The organism is uncultured Umboniibacter sp. (assembly GCF_947497555.1).
Taxonomy (GTDB): domain Bacteria; phylum Pseudomonadota; class Gammaproteobacteria; order Pseudomonadales; family DSM-25080; genus Umboniibacter.
Genome location: NZ_CANMGY010000002.1, coordinates 174,008 through 184,609, shown reverse-complemented (window position 1 = coordinate 184,609; position 10,602 = coordinate 174,008). Strand labels below are relative to the sequence as shown.

The window sequence follows — 10,602 nt, the reverse complement described above, 5'->3', positions numbered from 1 at the left end:
ATTTCTTTGGGAGTACATCAAATGTCTAATAAAATTCTACCCGCAGTCGCTGCACTCAGTGCCGCTTTGGCTGCGGTTTCAGCCGCGGACCTTGAAGCCAAGCCGTTTTCAGCTGAAAACCTTGATAATGGTTATTTCGTTAACTTCGCAGAAGGAAGCTGTGGAGAAGGCAAGTGCGGCGGCGAAGGCGCTGACGATAGTGAAGGCTCATGCGGCGAAGGCAACTGTGGTGAAGCGGATGATTCCGAGGGCAGCTGTGGTGAAGGTAAGTGCGGCGGCGAAGGTGCTGACGACTCAGAAGGCAGCTGTGGTGAAGGCAATTGTGGCGGCGAAGGTGCTGACGATTCAGAAGGTAGCTGTGGCGAAGGTAAGTGCGGCGGTGAAGGTGCTGATGATTCAGAAGGTAGCTGTGGCGAAGGTAAGTGCGGTGGTGCATAAGCATTGACACACTTTGCTGAGGTTAACGGCGTAGGTTTAGGCCTGCGCCGTTCACTTATAAGTCAGTTACAGGCACCAGGTGGTTGTGACGGGATTGATTTTTTCGAACTTGCTCCAGAAAACTGGATCAATTTAGGCGGACGTTATGCCGATAGGTTGAAGTGGTTTAGTGATCGCTTTCCTATGGTTTGTCATGGCTTGTCACTAAATCTAGGCGGACAGGATCCGCTGGACTTCAAACTGCTAGCGGACGTGAAAGCGTTTCTTCGCTTGCATAATGTGAAGTGCTATTCTGAACACCTTAGTTTCTGCGGTCACGGAGGTTTACTCTATGACTTGCTTCCCATACCGTTTACCGAAGAGGCTGTGACTCATGTTGCAGATCGCATCCGTGTTGTGCAGGATTATCTCGAACAGCCGATCGCGGTTGAGAATATTTCCTATTATCTAGCGCCCAGCCAAGAGCTAAGCGAGATTGAGTTTGTTAATGCGGTATTACGTGAGGCTAACTGCCGACTCATGCTAGATATCAATAATGTTTACGTGAATAGCGTAAATCATTGCTATGACCCCATCGATTTTATTGCGCAATTACCCAATGAACGGATAGCCTATGCGCATATCGCTGGACATGCTGATGAAGCTGAAGATCTCAAAGTCGATACGCATGGAGCGCCGCTAATTAAGCCAGTTCTGGATTTAGCACAGACTTGTTATCGTCGCTTTGGGGCTATTCCTACGGTGCTCGAACGTGATTTCAACTTTCCGCCACTCGCTGAGTTAAAACAGGAAGTCAGTGACGTGAAGCGCGTTCAGGAGAGAGCTCTTGTCGAACTTTCGTGAATTACAGAGTGCCTTAGCTGCTAGCGTGAGGTTTAAGCATCATGATGAAAGTCTTAACGTTGAAGCGCGTCGTTTAGCAATCTATCAGCGCCTAGTATTTAACAATTTATTCGGCTTGCTAAGCGGTGGTTACAAAAAACTTCGCCGAGCAGTAGGCGATGAACAGTTTCGCAAGCTGGTTCGAGCATTTCTAGAGTCCGGGATATCTCGCACCCCTTACTTTGCGGAAATATCAGGGGAGTTCCTCAATTGGTTCGTTCAGCAGGATGCTCCTAAATGGCAGCATGAGCTTGCTGAATATGAGCGCGCGGGGATTGCTATTGATATAGAGAGCATGAATTGGCCGTCAGCGGAGACAATAACAAATCGTCCGGATGGTGTTCACTTCTCACCCGCTATCGCGTTGTTATCCTTCGACTATGCAATTTACGAGGCGAATGAAGGCATTGAGCCGCCTAAGCAGCCAACCTATATCTTACTCTATCGAAACCCGCACAATAAATTACGCTACAAACTGTTAAACGCTGCGAGTTTCAGCTTGCTGGCTCTGCTGCTACAGGAGCAGAGTCTAGGCGAAGCGCTGTTGACTATTGCTACCTCAATGAGGGTAGACGGCCATCACATTGAAGCGCCGGCGCGGGATTTGCTGGCGGAGTTACAGCGTGAAGGAGCAGTCGTATCCCTTCCCAAAGCTGTAGAAACCTAAACAGTCGAGGCCTTTAGTGACTGGGGTAACAGACTGTTGATGGTTAAAGCATTTGATGGTGCCACCGCGTTACAACCTATCCGCTTCCAAGTCTAATCCTTTTGTCAGCGCTTCCGGTACCTTCGAACCTTGTTCTGCCGAATATGCCAAACGCCGACCTCCGCAATAATTTCGACGCAATTCAGGGTCGTCAGTGCTTAACGTTCATATCAATCTTTTTAGTATTATTATTTTCACTGAAGTTATTATTTGTAACATAGTTGTAATAAATGAACGTAATAATAACGTCATCGAAACTTAATAAAACTTTAATTAAAGGGTAAAACTATGAACAAAAAGCTTCTCGCAGCGGCAATATCAGCAGCTACTTTCGCACCGATGGCCATGGCTGAGACCACCGGTCCTACCTGGTACGGTAAGGCAAATGTCGCTGTTGTTAATGTTGATGAAGGTTCCGATGCGACGTGGGATCTTGTTTCTAATGCTTCTCGAATTGGTATCCGAGGCTCCATTGATCTCGGTGAGGGTCTAGAAGCTATCTACCAGTTAGAATATGAAGTATCAGTAGATGACGACGATGACGTATTCAAGCAGCGTAATACCTTCGCTGGTTTCCGTGGCGGCTTCGGTACAGCTTATGCGGGTCGTCGTGATTCGGCACTTAAATCTTCTGCAGGCAAAGTTGACTACTCGAACGATTTGGCTGGCGCCGATATCAAACAGATTATGTTGGGTGAAGAGCGCTTCGACGACGTAGTCGGTTATATCTCTCCTAAATTCGCTGGTTTTGAAGTTCACGCTCAAGCGTTCTTGGATCAAGGCGAAGATGATGACAACGCTACCGCACACAATTCTATTTCGTTGAGCTTTAAGGACAGCGGTTTGGTGGCAGCAGTTGCCTATGACATGGAAACCAAGTCCGATGCAGGCTTTGCAAATATCCTTCGTGGTACCGGTCAGTACACGATGGGTGATCTTCAATTCGGTGGTATTTGGCAGACTGCTGAATCCGCAGAAGGTGCCGATTTAGGTGATGTGTTCAACGTGTCAGCTAGCTACAAATTCGGTAAGGTTAAGGCTTGGGGACAATACGGTGAAGGCTCTCAGCCAGTGGGCTTAGCTGATGGTTGGTTTGACGCTAATGGCGATACTGCCGTTGACTCATTGTCTATGTTAGTGGTTGGCGCAGACTATAAACTAAGCAGCGCTGCCAAGCTTTACGCCTACTACTCTGACCTTGAAGCGACTGATTTAGCTGGAATGATGGCTGAAGAAAGCACGCTAGGTTTAGGATTTGAAATCAAGTTCTAAGTATCAGCGCTAGATTTTTGGGCCAACGTTTTGCCTAAAATCTATGATAAGTTTGAAAAACCCAGCCCGCGCGCTGGGTTTTTCGGTAAATACACCTAGCAAATACTAATGCCCAGATAAGAGTTTATGCTAACCTAAACAAAATCTCGGATTATGGAAAGATCTTTGGAAAAGCGTTTAGTTTTCGTGAGTGCTTTAGCGTCACTCTTCCTCAGCGCTGCTTCTAGCGCACAAGACTCAGAAGCAGAGTCGCCTTCAGATGGTGAAACAGCGGTAGCTATTGCGGCTGAAACCCAGAATTCTGCGGCGGTAGAAACTGAAAACAACTCCGTCACCTATGAGAGTTACGGCAGCGACATCGGTTTCGCGCAAACTCAAGTGGCACCCTATGATGGTGACCCTTTCGAGGATCTCAATAGAGCGATGTTGTCATTCAATGACGTCGCCGATCGCTATATTCTCCTACCTATTGTGACGGGTTATAAATACATCACTCCTGATCCAATTGAACGTAGTGTTGATAATGTCTTCGCTAACTTAGACGATATTGGCAGTGCCGCAAACTCTATTTTGCAGTTAAAAATTGTAGATGCCGGCGTCTACACGGGTAGGTTTTTGACCAACACCACTATCGGCGTGCTGGGCATCTGGGACGTTGCAAGTGAGCTAGGTATGCGCCGTTTAGAGGGTGAGGACTTTGGTCAGACCTTGGGTTACTACGGTGTTCCCGAAGGGCCTTATTTGATGCTCCCTTTCTATGGCCCCAGCACACTCCGGGACGCCCCTGCGCGTTATGTCGATAGCTTTGTCGATTACACCAGTTATGTTGATCATGTTCCAACTCGTAATACCTTAATAGGCGTTGAGGCCATCAACGTGCGCAGCCAGCTAATTCAGGCTGAAGCATTTATCACTGGCGATCGTTATACCTTTATTCGCGATGCTTATTTGCAGCGTAGGCGGTATCTAGTGCTCGACGGCAAGATGCCGGATGACGAAGAATTTGATGAATTTGGTGGCTTTGGTTCATCCACCGATGGCTTTGGCGGTGAGAGCTATGGTGGTGAGAGCTACGATGGTGAGAGCTACGATGGTGAGAGCTACGATGGTGAGAGCTATGGCGAAGATATTAATGGCATGAATACTAACGATACCACCCCAGAAGCTAGCAACGGTATCGAGGAAAAAGCACTTGAAACTGATGATAGTGAAAATAGCGATGCTAACTTGCCTTAACGCAACGAGGCCAATCAAAGTTACTAAACCGAGTCAAGCAGCTGCCGGCCCATAGTCAGAAGGAAAAGCAATGACCAACGTGGATAGTCAGCCAAACCGATACACGCTATTGATTATTGAAGATGACGATATCGTTCGTGATAGTTTGTCGCTCTACTTTTCCGATTGTGGTTACAATATCGTAGCGGCTGAAGATGGTGAGATGGGCCTAGGACTATTCGCGAAACAATCACCGGATGTTGTAATCAGCGATTTAAAGATGCCCTATGTCGACGGATTATCCGTTCTTGAAGCTATTGCAGAGCAAGGACGTAACGTTCCGTTTATCGTCGTTTCCGGTGCCGGAAAAATGCATGAGTCAGTCCGAGCTCTCCGACTTGGTGCCCATGATTACTTTGTTAAGCCGATTGTTGATATGGAAATTCTCGAGCTCTCCATTGAGCGAGCTATTGAACAACGCTATCTCAAAGAACAAAATCAGCGCTATAGAACTGAACTTGAGGGTGCAAATGAGGAGCTAAATCAGAGTTTACGAACGCTCCGACAGGATCACAAGGCTGCCCTACAGATTCAGCGGGCAATGCTCCCGCAGCAAGCGCTGCAAATAGCCGATGGTATGATTAGCCACTTTTGGCGTCCGTCTTTGTATGTGAGTGGTGATTTCCTTGACTGCTTCGATGTTGAAAATCGTTTTACGGTTTTCTACCTAACTGATGTTTCAGGTCACGGGGCACCCGCGGCGTTTGTGACTGTTTTTCTGAAGCACTTGTCTACCACGCTGTTAAAAGCACACAGAACACATAAAGGTCAGCGACGACGTTTCAATACTCCTAGCGACATTCTTGAGGAGATTAACCGGCAGTTAATCTCAGCGAATCTTGACCGCCATGCCACCATGTTTTTTGGCATTGTCGATAGACGGAAACGCATACTTCATTATTCGGTAGCGGGGCATCTGCCTCTCCCAATTCTCCATCGTGATGGCAGGGCTGTTTATTTGCGTGGAAGTGGCATGCCTTTAGGGCTACTAGAGGATAATGAGTGGCCTAATTCAAGTATTATGCTTCAGCCTAACGATCAGATTGTGGTGTGTTCTGACGGAGTTTTCGAGCTGATGAAAAATGGTGAATTGATTGAGAATGAATCACAGTTACTTAAAGTTGTTGAAAAATCTCATTCAGTTGATGAAATTGTGGAAAATTTAGGCTTAAATGAGAAAAATGATGTACCGGATGACATCGCTATTCTGTTGTTTCAATTAGGCTAATAAAGAATGAATGAAGGCAAGTTACTCTCTGCCAGTACCAATGACACGTATGTGGTTAAGTTGGTCGGCGATGTCCGAGTCCCGTTGTGTAAAACGATCGATGAATGTGTCGAGACGATTTGCGCTAATCCTTTCAAACATCTCACTGTTGACTTTAGTGACGCCGAGAACGCCGATTCAACAACGTTAGGTCTGATGGCGAAGCTGTGTATCCGCGCCAAATCGCTCTGTGGCGTTATGCCTGTTATCTACACGCCCCATGCCGATATGACTCGATTACTTAATTCGATGGGTTTTAATAACATATCGATTCTGAGTTCCTCTCAACCGACTGATTCCGCGAACCTTTTGCCGATTGAGTGTGTCAGCGAGTGCTGTGATGATGAGACCGCAAAAAATCATGTGCTTGAGGCACATCGAACCTTGATGACACTATGTGAGGGTAATGAAGCGCAATTCTCTGATTTGGTGAAGCAGCTCGAAGCAGAGTTATAACGGTTGTTTAGTGGTTCATTGTGTCGGTAACAAGTCCGGTGTTTGAGCGCTCAATATGAAGTTTTCTCGACGAAGAATTAATACCGACGAAACTATTGGTCTCGAACTAAATTGCGAGTTTGGATAAAGTCTTGATGACTAATGTACATTAGATCGCAAACCCGACGAATGAGGTGCTCTTCGTATTTGTCTATCACCCCATCTGCATAGGCAACTTCCCACATCCCGCGAACGACGTTAACTCTATCCTCGTAGCGAAGCGCCTTGTTAAGTTGCTGGCTGAATTCATAGATGGACGTGGCTGACTTTGCAGCCTGCTCAGCCTCGCTGATTAGCGTATCTAATTCCGCGTCGTTGAGACCACTGCGTTCTTTGACTAATCGAACAACCGTAGCGCGCTCGCGATCATCGAAGTGACTGTCAGCAATCGCTAGCATGATCATTAGCGCCGCAGTCGCACTCTCCACGTCGTTAGACGTGGGAGTAGGTTGGACTTCTGTAGCCTCAAAAAGGGCTTTTAATGCTTTAAACATTCGCTTCCTTTAGCAGGAGTGCTTCCAGCTTGATTTGATCCGCAACGAAGTTACGGATACCCTCAGCGAGTTTCTCAGTAGCCATTGCATCTTGACCACAGCCGAAGCGGAATTGCGCCTCCGTTAGTCGATCTGGGCGCTGATCGGCGGAGCCACCTTGATCGAATAATTTTTGCGGCAACTCGCCAAAATCATTATCGAGTTCTTCCAACAGTGACGGACCGATGGTTAGTCGATCACAACCTGCGAGCTCTTCAATTTCACCGGTATTGCGGAACGAGGCGCCCATGACGATAGTTGGGTAGGCGTGAGTTTTGTAGTAGTCGTAGATTCGTTTGACGGAGACGACACCCGGATCCTTCTCAGCAGGGTAGTTCTCAACGCCTTCCGCCTTCTTGTACCAATCTAAGATACGGCCAACGAACGGAGAGATAAGAAAAACACCCGCCTCGGCACAGGCGACGGCTTGCTCAAAACTGAAGAGTAGGGTCAGATTGGTATTGATGCCATCCTGCTCCAGGCGCTCTGCGGCGCGGATGCCTTCCCAGGTAGAGGCGAGTTTAATCAACACGCGGTCTCGACCAACACCAGCCGACTCATAACGCTGAATTAAACTATGTGCCTTTTGATATGACGCTTCTTGATCGTAGCTTAAGCGAGCGTCAACTTCGGTGGAGATTCGGCCGGGGATAATGGCCAGGATTTCTTTACCAATGTTAACGGCAAGTTGATCAACAGCGGACGCAACATCACCAGTGCGAGTGGTCTGGATGGCTTCATCTAAAAAATGACGGTAACGCTCGAGTTGAGCTGCCTTAAGTAGCAGAGATGGATTAGTCGTGGCATCCACGGGGGTGAATTTCGCTATCGCATCAATGTCACCGGTGTCCGCGACAACCACTGTTTGCGCTTTGAGTTGATCGAGCTTCGAAGCCATTGTTTTGCTTCCTTAGGAATTTCGGTTATTGAATGTACCATCGAGTTTATCACTTTGTCATGATGGTACCATGACAATAAAAATGATCGTAAACAACCATTTGTTATAGTCTAGTTCACTCTGGTACTAACGCCATTGCCTGCTCAAGAACTGCTAATCCAGCACCCTCTTTATAGGCGTTTTCGGAGACATAGCGGCGGAATTGTTTGCCGCCAGGTTGAGCATTAAACAGCCCCATCAAGTGGCGTGTCATATAATGTAATTTTGCCCCCGCAGCCAACTGCGATTCAATATAGGGGAAGTAGGCACGAAGCGCCTCGTGCCGTGTTGTTACAGGATCCGTCTCGGCGCCGAAGAAACGGCGATCCACCGACGCGAGAATCCACGGATTCTGGTAGGCGGCTCGGCCCAACATGACCCCATCAACGTGGCTAAGCTGATGATCGGCTTCATCTAGAGTATTGATACCGCCATTGATTGATATTTCTAGCTCCGGACGTTCCAATTTTAGCTGGTGGACTAAGTCATAGCGCAGCGGCGGGATTTCACGGTTTTCCTTCGGCGAAAGTCCATTTAGCCAGGCTTTTCGGGCATGGACGATAAAGTGTTTTACGCCGCTAGCGGATACGGTATCAATGAAGTTAAGTAGGCTAGGGTAGTCCTCTTGATCGTCAATACCAATGCGGTTCTTAACCGTAGCTTTGATGGGGGCGGTCTCAATGATGGCTTCCATACCACGCGCAACAGTTTCCGGTTCGGCCATTAAACAGGCGCCAAAGAAACCTGACTTCACTCGGTCTGACGGGCAACCACAGTTGAGATTCACTTCGTCATAACCGTAATCCGCGGCGATTTTTGTGGCTTCACGGAGTTGCTCGGGGTCACTTCCACCTAGCTGCAGGGCAATAGGGTGCTCCACATCATTGTAGCCAATCAGGTAGTCGCGGTTACCGTGTATCACCGCGTTAGCGGTGACCATTTCGGTATACATCAAACTGTGTTTCGTCATCACTCGCCAAAAAGCACGGCAGTGTCGGTCTGACCATTCCATCATCGGTGCGGTCGAAAGCGTGTAGTTTGGGGGCATTGGGAAGCCGCTTTGTCAGTTAATTAGTAGCTAGTATAACTTGTTGAGTTAAAAATCAGAGTTAGAAAATGTACTTAAACCCTCAATCTCCGAATAACGGTTGATAGCCCATTGGGGCGGTGTTTATCGGGCTAATTGTTGGTAGCAAAGTGGGTTTGTCGTGTATACTTCAGGCAAATTCAATGGTCGATAATTGTTATCGCCATCGCACCTCAAAATTGGAATAGATTACATGACAGTTCGCACTCGTATCGCGCCATCCCCAACGGGTGATCCGCACGTTGGTACCGCCTATATCGCACTTTTTAATATGGTATTCGCTAAACAGCACGGTGGGCAGTTTCTGCTGCGCATTGAAGATACAGACCAAACACGTTCAACTGCGGAATCAGAGCAGGCCATTCTGGACTCCCTCCGTTGGTTGGGACTTGATTGGGACGAGGGTCCCGACGTGGGTGGCCCACATGGCCCGTATCGTCAATCGGAGCGAATGGATATCTATGCTGGTTACTGTCAGGAACTCATTGATAAAGGCCACGCCTTCTACTGTTTCGCCAGTTCGGAAGAGCTTGACGAAATGCGTAAGGAGCAGATGGCTAACGGCCAGACGCCTCGCTATGATGGCCGCGGCTTACTTCTAAGTGAAGACGAGGTGCAGGCGAAGCTCGCTGCGGGTGAGCCCTATGTCGTTCGCATGAAGATTCCAGCTGAAGGCGCCTGTGTGTTTAATGACCTGCTACGTGGCGAAATCAGCATTGATTACGCTCAGGTGGATATGCAGGTTCTGTTAAAGGCCGATGGTATGCCTACCTACCACCTTGCCAATGTCGTAGATGACCACCTCATGCAGATTACTCACGTGATGCGTGGCGAGGAGTGGATTAACTCCGCGCCTAAGCACATTCTGCTTTATCAATACTTTGGTTGGGATGTGCCGGTGCTGTGCCATTTGCCGTTGCTGCGCAATCCGGATAAATCAAAGCTGTCTAAGCGTAAGAATCCAACTTCGATCAACTTCTATCAGCGCATGGGCTATCTTCCGGAAGCGGTGCTGAACTATTTGGCGCGCATGGGTTGGTCAATGCCAAATGAAGAAGAGAAGTTTTCACTCGCGCAGATGCAGGAAAACTTCGATATCAATAAGGTGTCTCTGGGTGGTCCGGTATTTGACGTCGAGAAACTTGATTGGCTTAACGGCCGCTGGATTCGCGAAGATCTGTCCGAGGATCAATTGGCGGGACGCATTGCCACCTGGGCACTTAATGAAGATTATCTTAAAGCGATCCTACCGTTGGTGGGGTCGCGTCTTGAGAAGTTGAGTGACATTGGTCCGTTGACGCAGATGTTCTTTATGGGGCTTCCTACCATTGAGCCGCAACAGTTCGAATTCAAGAAATTAAGTGAAGAGCAGGTGAAGCAAATCCTGCAGTTTGTTGCTTGGCGCTTAGATGCGGTTCGTGAATGGAACAAGGACGCGCTGTATAACGAATTGAATACCTTGGCTGAGCAGATGGAGCTGAAGCTGCGTGATTTGATGCAACCGTTATTCATTGCCCTAAGCGGACAGGCTACGACGCCGCCGTTGTTTGATGCCATGGCGGTATTGGGCGCTGATTTGACCCGTGCTCGCGTTCGCCACGCCGTTAATGTGCTGGGTGCGCCTGGAAAGAAGGCGCTGAAAAAGCTTGAGAAAGCCTATCAGGCGCTGTCGCGCTAATTGATGACACGGTAACGATAACTAAAGCTATC

The 10,602-nt window shown here is 48.1% G+C and carries 11 protein-coding genes; 8 read left to right on the top strand and 3 right to left on the bottom strand.

Translation table 11 applies throughout. From position 1 onward, the window contains the following. Positions 1–21: 21 nt before the first annotated feature. The 7 genes from Q0698_RS03665 (at position 22) to Q0698_RS03635 (ending at position 6,296) form a co-directional block, all read left to right on the top strand. Positions 22–438, top strand: coding sequence for a hypothetical protein (locus tag Q0698_RS03665; protein WP_298633836.1), 417 nt, complete (start codon positions 22–24; stop codon positions 436–438). 3 nt (positions 439–441) lie between these two features. After that, positions 442–1,281: a DUF692 domain-containing protein gene (locus tag Q0698_RS03660; protein WP_298633835.1), complete on the top strand. Its 840-nt coding sequence runs from the start codon at positions 442–444 to the stop codon at positions 1,279–1,281. Beyond that, positions 1,265–1,987 carry a putative DNA-binding domain-containing protein gene (locus Q0698_RS03655; RefSeq protein ID WP_298633834.1) on the top strand — a complete coding sequence of 241 codons (723 nt, stop codon included), beginning with the start codon at positions 1,265–1,267 and terminating at the stop codon, positions 1,985–1,987. Before Q0698_RS03660 ends, Q0698_RS03655 begins: the two co-directional genes overlap by 17 nt. A gap of 327 nt (positions 1,988–2,314) precedes the next feature. Beyond that, positions 2,315–3,298, top strand: a complete 984-nt coding sequence (locus Q0698_RS03650) for a porin (protein ID WP_298633833.1) — start codon at positions 2,315–2,317, stop codon at positions 3,296–3,298. 165 nt (positions 3,299–3,463) lie between these two features. Beyond that, on the top strand, positions 3,464–4,534 hold the full coding sequence (locus Q0698_RS03645; protein ID WP_298633832.1) for a VacJ family lipoprotein: 1,071 nt from the start codon (positions 3,464–3,466) through the stop codon (positions 4,532–4,534). A gap of 70 nt (positions 4,535–4,604) precedes the next feature. Next, positions 4,605–5,801 carry a fused response regulator/phosphatase gene (locus Q0698_RS03640; protein ID WP_298633831.1) on the top strand — a complete coding sequence of 399 codons (1,197 nt, stop codon included), beginning with the start codon at positions 4,605–4,607 and terminating at the stop codon, positions 5,799–5,801. A gap of 6 nt (positions 5,802–5,807) precedes the next feature. Continuing rightward, positions 5,808–6,296 (top strand): STAS domain-containing protein, encoded by a 489-nt coding sequence (locus Q0698_RS03635; protein WP_298633829.1) that lies wholly within the window; start codon positions 5,808–5,810, stop codon positions 6,294–6,296. Positions 6,297–6,388: 92 nt separating this feature from the next. Here Q0698_RS03635 and Q0698_RS03630 read toward each other — a convergent pair whose 3' ends face one another. From Q0698_RS03630 to dusA, 3 genes are all read right to left on the bottom strand, one after another. Then, the gene (locus Q0698_RS03630) at positions 6,389–6,829 is read right to left on the bottom strand and encodes a TerB family tellurite resistance protein (RefSeq protein WP_298633827.1); all 441 of its coding nucleotides are present in this window, start codon (positions 6,827–6,829) and stop codon (positions 6,389–6,391) included. Next, complete coding sequence (tal, locus tag Q0698_RS03625) at positions 6,822–7,766, bottom strand: transaldolase (RefSeq protein WP_298633825.1); 945 nt, start codon at positions 7,764–7,766, stop codon at positions 6,822–6,824. The genes Q0698_RS03630 and tal overlap by 8 nt, the downstream gene beginning before the upstream one ends. A gap of 115 nt (positions 7,767–7,881) precedes the next feature. Further along, a complete protein-coding gene (gene dusA, locus Q0698_RS03620) occupies positions 7,882–8,853 on the bottom strand; it encodes a tRNA dihydrouridine(20/20a) synthase DusA (protein WP_298633823.1) in 972 nt (323 codons plus the stop codon). 232 nt (positions 8,854–9,085) lie between these two features. On the opposite strand from dusA, the gene gltX reads away from it, so the two are divergent. Beyond that, on the top strand, positions 9,086–10,570 hold the full coding sequence (gltX, locus tag Q0698_RS03615) for a glutamate--tRNA ligase (RefSeq protein ID WP_298633821.1): 1,485 nt from the start codon (positions 9,086–9,088) through the stop codon (positions 10,568–10,570). The last annotated feature ends 32 nt before the right edge of the window (positions 10,571–10,602 follow it).

Coding starts and splice junctions, on each gene's coding strand:
- Q0698_RS03665 (WP_298633836.1), top strand. CDS start 22: ATGTCTAATAAAATTCTACCCGCAGTCGCTGCACTCAGTGCCGCTTTG.
- Q0698_RS03650 (WP_298633833.1), top strand. CDS start 2,315: ATGAACAAAAAGCTTCTCGCAGCGGCAATATCAGCAGCTACTTTCGCA.
- Q0698_RS03640 (WP_298633831.1), top strand. CDS start 4,605: ATGACCAACGTGGATAGTCAGCCAAACCGATACACGCTATTGATTATT.
- Q0698_RS03635 (WP_298633829.1), top strand. CDS start 5,808: ATGAATGAAGGCAAGTTACTCTCTGCCAGTACCAATGACACGTATGTG.
- Q0698_RS03630 (WP_298633827.1), bottom strand. CDS start 6,829: ATGTTTAAAGCATTAAAAGCCCTTTTTGAGGCTACAGAAGTCCAACCT.
- tal (WP_298633825.1), bottom strand. CDS start 7,766: ATGGCTTCGAAGCTCGATCAACTCAAAGCGCAAACAGTGGTTGTCGCG.
- dusA (WP_298633823.1), bottom strand. CDS start 8,853: ATGCCCCCAAACTACACGCTTTCGACCGCACCGATGATGGAATGGTCA.
- gltX (WP_298633821.1), top strand. CDS start 9,086: ATGACAGTTCGCACTCGTATCGCGCCATCCCCAACGGGTGATCCGCAC.